Origin of the sequence: Halobellus ruber (assembly GCF_014212355.1) — an archaeon.
Taxonomy (GTDB): domain Archaea; phylum Halobacteriota; class Halobacteria; order Halobacteriales; family Haloferacaceae; genus Haloquadratum; species Haloquadratum rubrum.
Genome location: NZ_JACKXD010000001.1, coordinates 363,036 through 378,139, shown reverse-complemented (window position 1 = coordinate 378,139; position 15,104 = coordinate 363,036). Strand labels below are relative to the sequence as shown.

The 15,104-nt window shown below is 57.4% G+C and carries 13 protein-coding genes; 7 read left to right on the top strand and 6 right to left on the bottom strand.

The annotated features are described in order from the left end of the window. Positions 1-6: 6 nt before the first annotated feature. The 6 genes from H5V44_RS01945 (at position 7) to H5V44_RS01920 (ending at position 7,799) form a co-directional block, all read left to right on the top strand. Positions 7-417: a hypothetical protein gene (locus H5V44_RS01945; protein ID WP_185191451.1), complete on the top strand. Its 411-nt coding sequence runs from the start codon at positions 7-9 to the stop codon at positions 415-417. A gap of 120 nt (positions 418-537) precedes the next feature. Beyond that, complete coding sequence (locus H5V44_RS01940; RefSeq protein WP_185191450.1) at positions 538-3,342, top strand: MFS transporter; 2,805 nt, start codon at positions 538-540, stop codon at positions 3,340-3,342. Positions 3,343-3,344: 2 nt separating this feature from the next. Further along, entirely contained in the window at positions 3,345-5,129 is a 1,785-nt protein-coding gene (locus H5V44_RS01935) for a hypothetical protein (protein ID WP_185191449.1), read from the top strand. After that, a complete protein-coding gene (locus H5V44_RS01930; RefSeq protein ID WP_185191448.1) occupies positions 5,116-5,949 on the top strand; it encodes a hypothetical protein in 834 nt (277 codons plus the stop codon). Before H5V44_RS01935 ends, H5V44_RS01930 begins: the two co-directional genes overlap by 14 nt. A gap of 2 nt (positions 5,950-5,951) precedes the next feature. Then, entirely contained in the window at positions 5,952-7,319 is a 1,368-nt protein-coding gene (locus H5V44_RS01925; protein WP_185191447.1) for a hypothetical protein, read from the top strand. Positions 7,320-7,379: 60 nt separating this feature from the next. Then, positions 7,380-7,799, top strand: a complete 420-nt coding sequence (locus H5V44_RS01920; RefSeq protein WP_185191446.1) for a hypothetical protein — start codon at positions 7,380-7,382, stop codon at positions 7,797-7,799. A gap of 211 nt (positions 7,800-8,010) precedes the next feature. Here the strand turns inward: H5V44_RS01920 and H5V44_RS01915 are convergent, their stop codons facing one another. The 6 genes from H5V44_RS01915 to H5V44_RS01890 all read right to left on the bottom strand — a co-directional run bounded on the left by H5V44_RS01915 (position 8,011) and on the right by H5V44_RS01890 (position 14,205). After that, positions 8,011-8,424, bottom strand: coding sequence for a nucleoside 2-deoxyribosyltransferase domain-containing protein (locus tag H5V44_RS01915; protein ID WP_185191445.1), 414 nt, complete (start codon positions 8,422-8,424; stop codon positions 8,011-8,013). A gap of 41 nt (positions 8,425-8,465) precedes the next feature. Beyond that, positions 8,466-8,972: a hypothetical protein gene (locus H5V44_RS01910; protein ID WP_185191444.1), complete on the bottom strand. Its 507-nt coding sequence runs from the start codon at positions 8,970-8,972 to the stop codon at positions 8,466-8,468. A gap of 2 nt (positions 8,973-8,974) precedes the next feature. Continuing rightward, entirely contained in the window at positions 8,975-10,957 is a 1,983-nt protein-coding gene (locus H5V44_RS01905) for an AAA family ATPase (RefSeq protein ID WP_185191443.1), read from the bottom strand. Beyond that, positions 10,957-11,178, bottom strand: a complete 222-nt coding sequence (locus H5V44_RS01900; RefSeq protein ID WP_185191442.1) for a DNA modification system-associated small protein — start codon at positions 11,176-11,178, stop codon at positions 10,957-10,959. The genes H5V44_RS01905 and H5V44_RS01900 overlap by 1 nt, the downstream gene beginning before the upstream one ends. Then, positions 11,175-13,328, bottom strand: a complete 2,154-nt coding sequence (locus tag H5V44_RS01895) for a DEAD/DEAH box helicase family protein (protein WP_185191441.1) — start codon at positions 13,326-13,328, stop codon at positions 11,175-11,177. Before H5V44_RS01895 ends, H5V44_RS01900 begins: the two co-directional genes overlap by 4 nt. Before the next feature lie 250 nt (positions 13,329-13,578). After that, positions 13,579-14,205 carry a hypothetical protein gene (locus tag H5V44_RS01890; RefSeq protein WP_185191440.1) on the bottom strand — a complete coding sequence of 209 codons (627 nt, stop codon included), beginning with the start codon at positions 14,203-14,205 and terminating at the stop codon, positions 13,579-13,581. A gap of 236 nt (positions 14,206-14,441) precedes the next feature. Between H5V44_RS01890 and H5V44_RS01885 the strand changes: the two genes are divergently transcribed. Continuing rightward, positions 14,442-15,020: a hypothetical protein gene (locus tag H5V44_RS01885; RefSeq protein WP_185191439.1), complete on the top strand. Its 579-nt coding sequence runs from the start codon at positions 14,442-14,444 to the stop codon at positions 15,018-15,020. Positions 15,021-15,104: the final 84 nt, after the last annotated feature.

The following is a 15,104-nucleotide window of genomic DNA, read 5'->3' as shown; positions in this document are numbered from 1 at the left end:
ACCGTGATGCCATCGAAGTGGCTGCTGATCATTGGCGGTGTCCTGACACTCATCGTCGCGTACTGGTTCATTGACGAGTACGTCCTGGACGACACCGACGAAGTCAACCAGGCTGCGAAGAACGTCGGTGAGCGGGCTCGCGGCGCAACGGAGAGCGCCGCCCGCGGTGGCCGTTTCGCGGTGGTCGGCTTCGCCGGCCTCGGCGTGTCGCTGGCGATGGAGCTCCTCCAGCTCGCCGGCGAACTGAACGCGATACTCGGCGGTGCGCCGGTCGTGATCGGCCACCTGATCTTCGGCGCGTTCACGCTGGCCGGACTCCAGGGCGTGATCCCGTTCGACAAGCAGATCGCCGGCTTCTTTTTCATCTTCGTGACGGCGATCGCGCTGATCCTGCGCTACGGAGACGGAGGCGGCTGATGCGGACGACTATGATCCACAGGAGGCCCCGCTGATGCGGCGGCGCCGCGGGACATCGGTCGCCAGCCAACCGCGGGCGATGACCCGCGGAAACGTCCTCGCACGGAGGGAAGCCTCACAATGAAAGACACACACGCTGTGATCGGACTCACGCTGCTGTTGGTTGTATCGGTTCTCGCGCCCTTCGCGGGCGCTGTAGCAGCGGCCCCGTCAGGAATGGTGACGGTCCCTGACGGCCAGATCACTGAGGACGTACCGGCTGGTGAGTCGGTCCCGATCAGCGCTGCCGACCTGGAGGGCTCCGTCCTCGCGGATGATCACGCGGACACGCTGGAAGTAATCGTCACGACGCCGGAGCGCGCTGATGATAAGTACCTCGCCGACGATGCGAACGTGATCGGCAGCGGCGAGGTGGCAATCGTGCTGCGCGACACTCAGAGCCACGACGGCCGCGACGTGGCGATCGACGCCGGGCTGCTCCGTGAGGCGCTGGACTCGACACCGGAGATGATCTACGGCACGCACTCCTCAGGAGAGACCTGGACCTCAGAGGCGACCTACGAGGACGGCTACCTGCGGTTCTACGTGGAGAAGTTCTCCTCAAACACGGTGACGTTCTCCGGAGAGTTCCGGACGACCGGGACGTTCTCGGACGGCTCGACGGTCTCCTATCAGCTGGATGACCTCGACTCGGCGAGCAACGTGACGGTAAATCTGACTGGTGTGAGTAACGCTGAGTTCTCCTCGTACACCAAAACAAACGTCGAAGACGGTGGTGAAATTGGGTCATTCGCGGCGACTGAGACGATAACAGACGCAAATGTGACACTAACCGGCACACGGCTCCGTGATACCAGTCCGACGAGTGGAGTCAAATTCGACACCGTAACCAAGGTTAAAGGGAAAATATACACAGATGGGAGTGGAGAATACAACGTCTATCTGTATAGAAACGGCAATCAAATAGCCTCTGCGTCGCCATACGTGGGGGCTGATGAGCAGGAAGCTGTGGGGTTCGGTATAGATAAGACAGATACTAAAGGTGACACTTTCAGCATCGGGGCTCCGAATGCTAATGCGAACACCAATTATGCGGAGTCGGCTCTCCCGACGAATAATATTATTGGAACGAGTAACGGTAATATCTCAGTAAAGAACCTCACAAATGGAGAAACGGTTACTAAGTCATTAGGTGATATTCCCCCGAATACGGATATTACGTTCTATTCGGACGCTGGGGGCGTGGATGCAAACCTTACTGGGACCGAACGGACCGTAACAAGTGATCCCACACTCCAACTTAACAGCAATTCCACCAGCTACACCGGTACCCTATCAGATGGCGAAACTATCAGCCGGACCATCAACAAGGACGCACTCCAGGAGGGCGAGAACACGATCAACGTCTCCCTGCCGGACCAGTCGGCCGACGCGCCGACGATGCAGGTCGAGGCGAACATCAGCCACGACGCGACCTCGAAACAGACCGTCGAGTACGACGGCGAGAAGTACAGCGAGCGGTACAACATCTCGAAGACCTTCGCCAGCGACCGCGAGAACGCGGAGGCGACGATCCCATTTGAGGGGACGGTCACGTCGATCCGCGAGGTCCAAGTCCGCGAGAACGGCGGCGCCTGGACGACCGCCGACAGCTGGTCGCTCGACCAGACGACCCTGGCCGTCGATGTCGGCAGCGTCAGCGCGGGCGATACGGTGACGGTCCGGGCGGACGGCTCGAAGGTCGTCCCGAACAACGGCGAAATCCAGGTCACTGACCCGGCGGTCCTCGGCCGGTCGGACGATCCGAAGATCGAAGTCACCAGCCGATCGAGCGGTGACTTCGAAATCCTATACTCGGGGACCCCAGAGAAAGAGCGCGTCCACTACGCCTACAACGAAACGTGGACCGACGACAGCGAGTACGCCTACTTCACCGGCAACGACCAGCACTTCGTCGCACCGAACGTCGAAGCCGGCGATAAGATGCGGATCGGGACGATCCCCGTCAAGGTCGAACCCGTGAGTGATGACGGCGACGTCGAGGTGATCGTCACCGATCCCGCACAGTCGGACCCGCAGTACCGCGTGCGTGCCGGTAGTGGGTCGGGTGACACGATCAAGTACACGTACATCGACGCCAAAGATGACGCCGAGTACGAACTCTACAGCGAGACGCTCGGGGTAGTCCTCGACTCAGGAAGGGCGAACTCGCCGCTGACCTTGACTGGAACCGACGACGCCGGCGTCGTCGAGTGGCTGTTGAACAGCGACAGCGGCGGCTCGACAGAGAGCGACGACGACATCAGCGTGATCGGGCCGATACGCGACACCTCGCCGGGGCTGCTGAGCGGGCTCCCGATCGGCGCGATCATCACCGTGCTCGGCATTGGCGCACTCGGCGTCTTCGGTGTTGCGTACGCCCGTGGCGGCCGCGAAGGCATCGCCTCGGTCACCTCAACGGCAACAAGCGCCGGCGGATCGATCGGTTCACTGCTGGTAAGCGTGGTCGGCTGGCTTCGCCGACACAAATATGTGAGTGCCCTGCTCGGCGGGATCACCGGCGTGGCACTGCTGGCGACGGGCGCGATCGCGGTCCCGGAGGGCACTGTCCCGGCGGTGTTCACCGTCGCGGTCCCGATCGGTGCGTACCTCGGACTGTCCGCACTCGACCGGTTTAGTTGGCCGATCTGGGGGGTCGTGACGGCGATCAGTCTGATCGTCGGGCTGGTGTGGTTCGGCGTCGATCTCACGGGCGCGTTCCTCAACCAGCAGGTGACGGTCATCCTGGCGGTCGGGGGACTATACTTGCTCTACCAGCTGATCCAGGCCTACCGGTCGCCGGATTCGGTGACGAACTTCGTACTCCGCGGGAGCCGCAGCTCGGAGACCAACACCGAAACGACGGAGTCGAACCGGAGGGAGTGAGGATGGCGATCTCCCGCTCGATTATCGCGGCGCTCATCGTTACAACGCTGCTGCTGTCGGCGGGCGGCTTCGCGGCTGCTCAGTCGGCCAACGAGACCGCCACCGGCAGCGACGCCGAGTACACAATCGACGAACTCCGACAGGACGGCAAACACTACTCCGTGCCGTCGGCGCGGATCGTCCCAGCTGAGGAGCGGATCTTCTGGCTCGAACACACGCCGGCGAACCAGCCTTGGCGGGATGTGACGAAGGCCAACAACGGGCCGAAGTTCGACACCGGCCAGACGCTGAAGACGAACACGCTGTATCTCCGGACGATCCGCGCCCAGACTGATCAGGAGTCGGCGACGGTGATGATCGTCTCCTGGGACCGAGAGACGCGAGAGGTCACCCGCGGGAACACCACCACGACGGAACCGTACGCCGCGAACGTGACCGTCCAGGAACAACAGGTGACACTCGGCTCCGGCTGGGCGATGGGCGAGGTCGAGCTCCCACGCCACGACGAGACCAAGCGCGTCACAATGTGGGTCAACGGCCACGAAGATACCGCTCGCTGGACATTCACCCACCGCTCGGTCGCGTTCACCCAGCCGATCGACGTCGGCTCCTGGTCCGAGTTCGTGCTGCTTGCGACCGGCTTCATCATCGTCCCGGCGGTCGCCTTCGGCGCCTACGGTGGTCGGAAGGTCCGCTCGTGGATCGACCGCGCCGGCGCCCCGCCCGGCCACGGCCTCGGCTACTACCTCGGCGTGACGACCGTGATCACGCTGGGGATCGTCTTCGGCGCGTACTACTACGCCGCGGAGGTGATCGTGACCGTCCCGTTCGTTCTCGGGGCGTACGTGGGCGTCGTCTACATCGGCTATATGCTGGCGACCCACGAGGGTAGTACCGAATCACAGCTGTTCTGGAAGCCCCACATCGACAGCGTCGAATCGTTCACCTCGACGCGCCTGCCGGCGGTCGGCTCCGACAGCGACCAGGACTCGCTGTCGTTCAGCGAGGATATGCCGTTCGGGACGATGCAGAGCTACCGCGTCCTCGACGAGGGGCAAGCAGGCCTCTCGATCGTCCGCAACGGCTGGTTGGCGTTTCTCGCCCGACTGAAAGGCGGCCGCGCAAGGATCGAGAACGCCGACGAACTCCGGACGCGGTTCTCGCTGTGGGAGTCGCCCTGGAGCGAGGTGTTCATCATCGATCCCGACGCCGAGGAGCTGCTCGAGTACGAACCACCGGGACTACGGCTGAAAACCCCAGAGGTCGACTCCTGGACGGACCTCGTCTGGCCCGCCGTACTCTTGATTGGCGCCGTCGTACTGGCGTGGCGTGCAGCGGCGCTGTACGGACCGACGGTGTACGCGGCACTGATCGTCGCCGTCCCGCTGGCGGCGTGGCGTTTTGCGGTCGAAGGGAGCGACAGCCACGTTCACATCGAACCCGCGCCGGCCGCACTCCGACCAGTGCTGGCGTCGATGCTGGTGATGTCAGTCGGGAATCGGGACGCCCACACGCTCGATGAGGCCGAGGAGTTTGCCTGGAAGGCACTCGCCGCCCAAGAGGACGTGAAAGTCGAGCAACTCCGCCGCGGGACCGAAACGACAGTTCATCAGGCGTTCGGCGCCGCTGCCGACGAGAGTGTCGGCGAGAACACCAACGGTGTGAGCTCCGTGACGCCCGACGGAGCGGGTCTCGCAGACGTCGGCGACAGCGAGGCGAGTGGGACGATGACAAACGGGGCGCCGGCGGCTCACGATAGTGAGGAGGACGATGATGCCACCGACTGACCCTGCGACCGACGACGTCGCGGACGCAACGCACTACCGACGCCCGGCGGAGGCGCAACTCCCGCGGACGATCCGAACACTGCGTACCCAGCTACTCGCGGGCTTTCACTCCCGGGACGCAGTACTTCAGTGGCTTCAGGAACTCGCGGTGCGGACGCTCGGGGAGGTTCCAACGAGACAGTACGTCAGGTTCGCCGCGGAGTTCCGCCCGGATTCGGAACACACTGAGGGGGTGCTCCTCGCGGCGTTTCTCGACTCGGAGACCCGAACCCGTGATCTTGAGCCAAGCGTCGCCGACTGCGTTCGCCGGCAATGGGCCGCCGAAGTGATCGCGCCGGTCCAGGCCGACTCATTCCGTTCGCTCCGGAAGGACGCAGGTGAATACGTCGGCGAGACCGAACGTGACGGCGACGGCGATGCGGGCCACGACCCGGCGAAGCAGTCGATTGCGATGCGTCCGGCACTCGAGGAACTCCACGCGTTTCAGGAGGTTGCTCTCCACCGGCCGCTCAACGGCGGGCTCGACGATCGGAGGGAGATCCTCGATTGGGGCGACGATCTGGTCGTCGCCACCCGTGGTGAACCGCTCGGCGACGGGACGCCTCCCGGGGCGTTCATCCGTGATCTGCACAACGATCCCTGCGGCGATCTGCTGTTGTGTGATGACCGGCCGCACTGGCGGCGCTGCCGGCAGTGGTACCTCTGTCGGAACGTCCTGCCGGCGTTCAACCGCGGCGTTCGCGATCTGGCTCGACGCACCGCTGAAGAACCGACCACGAGCGACGGCGATGCCCTCGGCGAGACACCGGAGTGGGGCTGACAATGAGCACGCATACACGAAAACAGGCGACCTCACAGGATGAGATCCGCAGACAACTGGCGGCGATCACCGACTCCCACGACACCTCCTGTCAAGCACTCGGTGACGTTACCAAACCGAATCACAACGACGGCGAGGAGATCCACAAATACTTCGAGCAGCCACCGCTCCACAAGTACCTTGCGCAAGCGGCCCGGAGCGGCGCGGCCGTCGCCCGGTATCCCCGGGCGTTCGTCGATATGATGCTGTATACCGATGGTCGCGACAAGGACCTCATCAGCGAACTCGCCGGCGACGTCGAGTACGACTTTCGTGATCCCCATCCCTCCCACGAGGCTCTGGAGCGCTACAGCCCCTACCGCGCGAAACTGATCGAGTGGGTCTGTGACGACCCCCGTCGCGCTCGGGAGATTCGGAGCGTTGGGGGGACGGATATGTTCCTCCACGGCGAGCCCGGCGGCGGGAAGTCGACGCTAGCGCTGTCGACGGCGTGGTGGCGGATGGAGAACAATAACGAGACGTTCATCTGGGCTGAATCAGTCGATGAGTCCGGCACCAACGAGCGGACTGAATGGCTGCCGTTCGCGCCGTTCGCGACGATTGCGATCCCCGAGGGACTCGACACGGCGGTCCGGATCGTTCCGAAGGCCGCGACAGCCGCGACCTTCGAGGTCGACATCGAGACGATCGCCAGGGACGTCATCCGGTATGAGTCGATCAACGATCTGATGGCGCAGCTGCTGCCGGGGCAGTTCTACGTCGTGTTCCCGGATCCGCTTCACCGTGGCTGTGAGGCGGTCTCGAAATTCAACTACTTCAATTACCGACAAGTCACTCCCCGCGGCGAGGACGGCCCGAACCGACCAACTGATGCCGATCAGTGGTGGTTTGCGTTCGTCGCCCACCGGATCAGCGGCGACGAGTTCGTCCATCCGACATTCATCAATCTCGACGAAGCTGGGAACCTCCTGGATCCCGACGCTTCGAAAGATATCCACCAGCACTACCAGAAGGTCAAATGGTTTCGGAACAAGTACGCCGACGCCCGGAAGAAGGGCCTCTCATTCGGCTACCAGGCCCACTCGCTGTCGGAGGTCCACAAGTTCCCACGCCAGAAGATCAGGTGGCGCGTGACGATGCCCGGGAACGAACCGCCGATCAACCGGACGCTCCCCGGCGAGCGCTCCTGCCCGATGAATACAGATCTGACGAGTTCGCTCGATCCTGGCCACGCCTACGTCTGGAAGAGCCCGCACTTCGCGGAGATCCGGTGGCCGGATCTGAAGTCCAAACCCAAGGATAACCCGCGGCTCGACGCCGAGGTGTCGATCGATTTCCGCCGGTGGCAGGAAGCAACGGGAGGTGGCTGACGTGCCCGCGAATCTCACAGAAAACAGGACAAATTTCGGAGCGACGATCGCTGGACTGATGTGTTCGGGACGATCGAAGAGTCAGGCTGGGTCGCGACGATCTCGCTCTCGGCGATCGCGCGGCTTCACGCCCGCGCGTGCTCGATTCAAATGCGTGGGGGTGCCCCCTCGCGTGCGACGGGAGGCACATCGCTGATGCCGGTCGCGGAACTACTTGGGATACTCGGCGTCGGTGGGTCAATTGTGACCGTCGTGACGGCGGCGTTCGCCCTCTATCACGGTCGCTCGATGCTGCTGGTCGCGGCTCGCGTCGGCACGTGGCTGCGCATCGCGGGCGTGCTCAGCTTCCTGCTCGTACTCGCAGCATCAGGGCTGGTCCCGGGCGTTGATGTGTCGATCAAAGTCGGAACGTTGACTGATACACTCGGGTCGTTGTGGGACGCCGTTCAGGGACTATCGATTACGGAGGTGGTCCTGTAAGCACGCGTGAGTCATCACGCCGTCGCGTGGCGCCCTCTTCAGGTTTGCAGGTTGGTAGAGACTTGCTACGCTGTCTGAACCTCAGCGAATGTGTTGTGCGTCGCTCGGTGGATGTTCGTATATTATCCGAACTCGCGGACGCGACAGTGTCAACGGGGTCGGTGTGGCTGTGCCTCAGGGGGAGCGCCATCGGAACCCCACAGGCCAATAGTTACTCCGGAGAGGGTAGAGAGTCCAATTCGGATATGATTGCTTCTACAGCATCACTCATATTTTGATACACGTCAGTCGCCACTGCTTCCAGAAAGAGTGGAATACCCGTGTCATCGTCATTCCAGACGATTACTGGAATATCGTGCTGATACGCGGCAAACGCTTCCATTGAGGCGCCACAAAGATTGTACTCATCGATCCGTCGAACCAACACCGCAGCCGAGTTCTGAACTGCCTGAAGATCCTCGGCGAAGATTTCGGCTGTGTGTGTCTTTGCTTCATCGAGCGAATAGTCGTTCAGTGTAAATGGATTACACCAGTCGATTTCTGGGGCTAATGCTGCGACGTCCTGATGCCACTGATACGGGTTCTCTTCATCACTAATCGGGCCCGCGAGGTATACTTGTGCCATTTCCTTATGATGCGGACTGTCAATCCGATCCAACCGTCACACTACTTGTACAGCGTCGAGACTTCCCCAGGTGATCCAACAAGCTCCTCAAACCGGGACCTCCAGGTATCGTATCCGTGTTCACGGACGAAACGCACGAGATCGAAGTCATCCTGTACGTCGATTTCGTCGTTCAGATACTCGACTCCGGCATCGGCATACAACAACACGTCGTCCCAAACATCCTCTATGGAATCTGCTTCGGCATCGATCTGGACTAGCTTGTTGACCAACTCGATGGTCTGTCGGTGCTCATTGTCGGAGTTGATCTCGCCGACACGCCGGATATCCTGACTGAATGCAGCCGAAGGGTCAACTTGTTCATCGCGGGCCAACCCAATGAGCGCCCCGAGGCTGAAGAGCTCATACTGATAGTCGAACAGGTATGCGCCGTCAGCCGTGTCCTCTGGTTCCTCGTCGGACTCGTTATCGGCGTCACGGTCACTTTCGGCGTTGTCAACGAGCCGGATGTAGATATCCTGTCGGGAGGTTTTGATTGTCCGAGTCATTTTCAATCACTGACTAACTGAGCGGCAGGGTCAGTTTCCTCGATCGTCGAGGACGTCTCATCCTCTTGGATAGTGATCTCGAAGTGCTTGGACGTGACATCAGCCATCCGTTCAATATCTTCGGGCCCGAGTTCACCAGGCTGATACAGGATCATCACTTGTTCGCTGAACTCATCGTAGAAGTTAATCAGATTTCGCTTGTGTTCGGGATCCAGCCGCCCGATCGGAGTATCGATAACGACCGGTGCATTCCGGGTCGTATACCGGCTCAACCCAGCGATGAACGAGTAGACGATAATTTGTGTTTGTCCCGCACTCGGGTTTTGCTCCGCAAGGGATCGCTCCCCACCTTCGGGGCCGCTTGTCCGAACTCGGAGTTCGTAATTATCGGTGATCGTGAGTCCATCGTAGTAATCCGGGCGGTTGGTGAGTTGTTTGAATGCCTCGGAGGCAGTTCGTTCAACGGATTCGCGCCGGCTCGAGACGAGTTTTTCCTTGATATCCTCGAACGTGTCACCGAGTGCTTCAGCGAAATCGCTCAGACGCTGGTACCGCTCCGCTTCTTCCGAGGCGCCTTCCTGTGACTGAATGCGCTCCCGGAGCTGATCACGCTCCTTCTTCAACGCGCCGACCTCCTCGCGGAGATCGTCTACTTCGTCCTCGAGTTCGTCGATTTCATCGTTGAGGGTTTCTTCTTTGTCTTTGAGATCTTCACTGTACTCTCGTTCGATATCATCGATCTCGGATTCTAATTCATCGCGTTCCTCTTTCCACGACTCGATTTCCCCGGTGAGACGTTGAATGTCGGACTGTAGATGTTGGTATCGTTCCAGCTCTTTGTCCGCATTGATACTAAACGAAGAAACGATCTTTTGGAGTTCGTTCAGCCGGGCTTGTCGCGGACCGGTCAACATCGCATATCGGTCGATCAATTGCTGCCGCTTGTCTGAAGTTACCTCCTCACCACAGATACAGGTCTCGCGATCGCCATTCAGAATGGAATTGATGACTTCAGCTTCACCGCTTGCCCCCTCAACCTCGTACTCCGATTCAAACGTGCTTGCCGCCTGCGACGCAATGATTGGCCCTGTTCGTTTTCGGATGGTATCCCGCTCTTGCCGCGCCGTTTCTAGTTTCTTTTGATTGGTTTCAATGTCTTCAGTCAGCTCATCGACTTCGGCTTGTAGTTCTTCGGTATCCTCGGCTGCCTCCAACGCTTCACGGACATCCTGAAGACTCCGCCTTTTTTGTTGGATTTTCTTCTCCCGTTGGTCGATTAGCCCCTCGGAATCGGCATCCTCGGAGCCAGTGATCCGTTCGATCTCGTCAATCTTCTCATCAAGCTCCGTCCGCATCCGTTCGACTTCATCGATCGTAGACTCGACGTTCGCATATTCGCGATCATATTCGTTTCGTCGCCCCTCGAGGTCTCCAATGGCGTTCTCGATCTCTTGAATACCCAGGATCGTTTCGATCGACTCGCGGACTTCCTCGTCGTGTCCCTCCTCAAACCGCTTGAGCTCCTCAGCATCAAATAAAAAGAAGTCAGCAATATTCTTTGGCAGCAATTGGTTGATCACGCGTGTGTATTCGTCCTCGCTGGCGTCCCGGCTAACGAGCGTCTCGCTGGGGGTCCGGATCTCACGATACCAACCCGAGGGCTCCCGATCGTCGGCGCTCGCTACCGCCTCGTATTCGACCGCTCGCTTGATAATATAGATATCCTCGTCATCAGCTAGCGTCAGCTCAACACTAGTAGTGCCAGCACTCTCGGTGGCCGCCCGCCGATTGATGAGGTTTTCTCGCTCATCTCGGGTATCAGCACCGTAGAGACAGAATTTGATCGCTCTGAAGAGGGATGTCTTCCCGGTATCGTTTTTGCCGCGGATCAGGATTAGTGGCTTGCCTGATTCGGTGGTTGGCTGGATTTCTGTCTCACCATAGTATGGACGAAAGTTCTGTAGTCTGATTTTCGTGATTTCCATTATTGCTCACCTGAGTCCCACTCGTCGACATACTCCTCGAGGATTTGCCGCATATCCTTCAGTATTGACCCCCGGCGTTCCATATTTACGACCTCCTTTTGTGCCTCGTAGATCTCTTTGACCGCAGCTTCGGGCACATTATGCTCGGCAGCAGTCTCCTCCAGAATACGCTCGAGCTCTTCGTCTCCAACCAGTCGGCCTCCGTCCCCAGCGTCTGTCATACGTATGCTAAGTAACGATAGCCGCTCCCATATGTATCCAACTCTTCAGCCAGTTGTTGTTCAACCGCATCACGATTTTCGGCAGCTCGCATTAGTACCTTTGCCCGATCTAATTCCTGTTCGATGAGTCGGCGAGCCTGGTCATCGTCTTTCGGGGCGTTCGGCCCTGGAAGGACAAACATATCGTAGATTACAGCACGCTCCTTACTCTCACTCTGACGCAGGACGCGCCCACGTCGCTGGATGAATTCCCGCTCATTTCGGGAACTTGCGATAATCGCGGCTGTAGGGGCGTCTGGAACGTCAATTCCCTCGTCAAGACACTTTATCGCGAGAAGATAATCGATGAGTCCATTCTCAAAGCGATACATTGCATCCGCCTGCTCGTCCTCACGGTTCGAGATATAGACGCCGTACGAGAGGTCGCGATTACCGAGTTCTGCTTCAAGATCTTCTAATTGTTCGGTATCCTCACAGAAAACTATTGCAGGCGTCGGATGTGAACTTTCGAGGAAGCGGCCGAACTCCGCGGGTTTGAGCTTCGCGGTCTTCTTAATATGGGCCCGGTCCCGAAGCAGTTTTTCATATTGATCCAACACCCGTCTGGGGACATCCTCATCCGAATGGACACGGGCAGCCAACGTGTTGATTTCCGCGGAGAGTTCTGCATACTTTTCGTATTCCTGGGCGGTCAACTCACAAATGAGCGGGTGATATTCATACGGTGTCAGATAGCCATTTTCGATCGCGTCACTCGTTGTGAAGCTGAAGGGCTCGTGACCGCCGAAGTACTCATAGATGGCCTCGGTTCCCTCCTCATCCCACTGCCGATCGGGCGTGGCCGACAGTCCAATGCGTCGGCCCGCATCGATCTCCAAGGCCTTCTGGAACGTAGGAGCCCCCGCATTGTGCACTTCATCGATGATGATCTGCAAATTATCCGGCGGGATATACTGAACGGCCTTCCGGAACGGGTCGCTGGCTGCTGTATGGATCGTCGTTAACAAGACTGTTCGTGGGAGATTGTGGACGGATTGGAGCGTTCCAACACGATACGGGTCTACTAGTTGGAGAATCGACTCACGCCAATTTGTCCGCCCACTACACTCCTGAATCCGTGTCTCAGGGCCAAATACAGCCTCTATCTCATCACGCCACTGATCTAAAAGGACCTTCGACGGGACTGTGATGATGGTAAGGCGAATGTCAGCCTGAAGCCGTGCGGCACGAAGGGCAGTCAGTGTCTTCCCAGCGCCAGTCGCCATCGCGAAGATCCCCGTATAGTCGTGGTCTCTCCACCACTCGATGGCGTCTTGTTGGTGAGTCCATAACTCTCGCTCGTCCTGTTCACGAACAGTTGGAGACGGGCCTTCTCCTTCCTCGGAGAAGAACATATCCAAGGCCGGTTTCCCGTCAACGGTCTCAGGACTCACTTCCTCGAAGCCCTCCCGTACTGCATCTGGGAGTCGGCGGACAGTAACTTTCGGATCGTGATTATTCCAGAGCCGCTCGAATGCGTCAGCTTTCCGTTGGACGCGCGCCTCCTCACCACCGCACCACGACCGAAACACATCAAATGATTCGTAGTTTGCAGTCCACGCCGCGCCGGTCTCATTGATCGACCCGGTAAACGCGACCTGATTCCCGGCGTGATCAGAGACAATCCCGATTTTTTCGTGATAGTGCTGGAACGGGTTGCAGTCGTCCGCGTCTGGCATATACGCGATCCGGACGTCGAGGAGTCCTTCAGTGATCATCCACGCGAGACACCGACACCGATCCGTACGCAGATACTCCGCGTACTCATCCTCAAATAGAACTTTTGAGAGGGAATCCCCAAGGATCTCCAGTTCCTCCGGCTCAGTCGTTGCATCGGTGAGCGCCTCGATATCTGCCGACTGGAGCCGAGGCGCAGTGAGGAGTCGCATCGTTCCGCCGTTGGTGATGAGACCGGCGATACCCTGAGCTGCATATTGTAAAGACTTGCTATCGAAATAGCCTGCCGCACGGTCGTAACTGGATGCACGCTGCAAGACCGGGATATAAAACGATTCTAACGGTTGATCACCAGTCCGGTACTCTGGCGAGAGATCCAGATCCTGAAACGTCGGCGAAGAGATTCCGTCTTCTTCAGGGACCGAATCAGCCATATGCCCTATCCTTGCCACAATGTCTTGAGGATTGCTCTCACACTAAGGGACTGATCACAATCGGAGATAACTATCATCCAGTCATAGATACGTTAAAGACTATCACAGGATCCGGTGACTCAGTTTTATTTCCACAATCCCAACCGAATCAGCTGTACGAATTTGGCTGCCTACTGACTATTCTGAATCCAATCAGCAACCGATAATTACGTAGACACCTGCACTGAGTACACTGAGATCGGGGACTCGTTTATTTATATTTCCTGAGTTCTTGTTTAGGATCCAATTCAATAATTTTGTTATCGGACCACTTTGGAGTCCGGAGGAACAGACTTCGACCGGAGTCTACCCGTTGTTGTAAAAACCCTTTTATATTCCCTTTCTTTGCAAAATATTGGTATTCTTCAGTGGTTGCTTGGTCAGTTTCTAATTTTTGCTTTATTTCTTTTAATTCCGGCTCCGAGTGTTTGACTTCAATAGAAATATCTGTTTTTGTGATTGACCCGGACTCATCCTCGGATCGACTGATAGCTTCAGCAAGTAGGTCCTCAAATAGTGGACCATTGTAATCTTTTTTATCGCTCAGGTCAGCAGCCATTTGGTACATCACTGATAATCCTGAAATGATGACTTCGGCTCCCATATCCTCATGATTCTCAACTACCCTCTCAAGATCTCCCTCTGGCAGATGGCGATCAATGATGGGCCAATCGAGAAGCGAAGATCTCAGCCGACGTCGGATACGGTATCTTGAGTTGCGTTCTAACTCTCCCGTACGTAGAATCTGGCGATCATTTACAGTTAGAATACCCCTCACTCGATCGATCGCGGTCGATTTGTCTGCTGATGACGGTTGAACGTTAGTACCGTCTTTCATATTTTTCCATCTGAGCGCAACATAATAGTATTGCCGATACCAGATACATAATCGGCTGAGCCAACATTATTGATATCGCTGCTGTTCTTAATAACAATTGTTGCAATCGCTATCACAAATGTCATTGATATCAGCAACGTTTATCAATACCGCATACCAACAGTAGGGTCAGATGGTGTCCACGAGGTCGTAAAAAATATGATTCAGTCATTATACAGGCGAATCGGTCCGCCCGTATGGGAGAATCAATGATCCCGGTGTCCTCACTCACAAAGATTTTCCTCGCAGCGGGAGCTAGTAGTACATTGGTTGTCCTCTGGATATGGCGTCATCTCAGCAATCTAGACTACGAGTTTGAAATCAGCGAACAGCAAGACCAGATTGATTCACAACTCCTCGAAAAAGTAGCTGAAATATATATCAGAATCAACGAAAAAGAAGGGCTTGCAGAAACAGACGGGGGATATGATAAAGAGTCCTTGATAGACATACTCCGGACCGAGAGGACCGAGCAGACTATCAGTACGATGTCGGATTTATGTGGTCAGTGTGAGATGGCGGATGTGTATAATGAAGTAATGAGAAACGCATATCGAAAGGCTCTTGCTCACTTTGTGTTCGTCGCGATAGGGACGTATCTGATCCCTCTTGTTATCTCTCTCTCTGTCGGGACACAGAGTTCCCAGCTTGCTTTTAATTTAGCTATCAGCGGTATTGGGATACTCACCGCCCCAGCACTATATTCTGGTATTCGCGAAATTATTCGTGGCTATCAGTACGAGGAAGAAATAAAGAAGTGTATCGCGGCTATCTAACCAATCAGCTTTGTAAATTTGACCGCTAGTTTCAGATCGGGGCAATATGTCATCGAATCAGGATCGTGGTTTTCGTATAATCGA

Excerpts from the sequence above, each read along its gene's own strand:
- H5V44_RS01945 (WP_185191451.1), top strand. The coding sequence starts at position 7 with ATGCCATCGAAGTGGCTGCTGATCATTGGCGGTGTCCTGACACTCATC.
- H5V44_RS01940 (WP_185191450.1), top strand. The coding sequence starts at position 538 with ATGAAAGACACACACGCTGTGATCGGACTCACGCTGCTGTTGGTTGTA.
- H5V44_RS01935 (WP_185191449.1), top strand. The coding sequence starts at position 3,345 with ATGGCGATCTCCCGCTCGATTATCGCGGCGCTCATCGTTACAACGCTG.
- H5V44_RS01930 (WP_185191448.1), top strand. The coding sequence starts at position 5,116 with ATGCCACCGACTGACCCTGCGACCGACGACGTCGCGGACGCAACGCAC.
- H5V44_RS01925 (WP_185191447.1), top strand. The coding sequence starts at position 5,952 with ATGAGCACGCATACACGAAAACAGGCGACCTCACAGGATGAGATCCGC.
- H5V44_RS01915 (WP_185191445.1), bottom strand. The coding sequence starts at position 8,424 with ATGGCACAAGTATACCTCGCGGGCCCGATTAGTGATGAAGAGAACCCG.
- H5V44_RS01910 (WP_185191444.1), bottom strand. The coding sequence starts at position 8,972 with ATGACTCGGACAATCAAAACCTCCCGACAGGATATCTACATCCGGCTC.
- H5V44_RS01905 (WP_185191443.1), bottom strand. The coding sequence starts at position 10,957 with ATGGAAATCACGAAAATCAGACTACAGAACTTTCGTCCATACTATGGT.
- H5V44_RS01900 (WP_185191442.1), bottom strand. The coding sequence starts at position 11,178 with ATGACAGACGCTGGGGACGGAGGCCGACTGGTTGGAGACGAAGAGCTC.
- H5V44_RS01895 (WP_185191441.1), bottom strand. The coding sequence starts at position 13,328 with ATGGCTGATTCGGTCCCTGAAGAAGACGGAATCTCTTCGCCGACGTTT.
- H5V44_RS01890 (WP_185191440.1), bottom strand. The coding sequence starts at position 14,205 with ATGAAAGACGGTACTAACGTTCAACCGTCATCAGCAGACAAATCGACC.
- H5V44_RS01885 (WP_185191439.1), top strand. The coding sequence starts at position 14,442 with ATGGGAGAATCAATGATCCCGGTGTCCTCACTCACAAAGATTTTCCTC.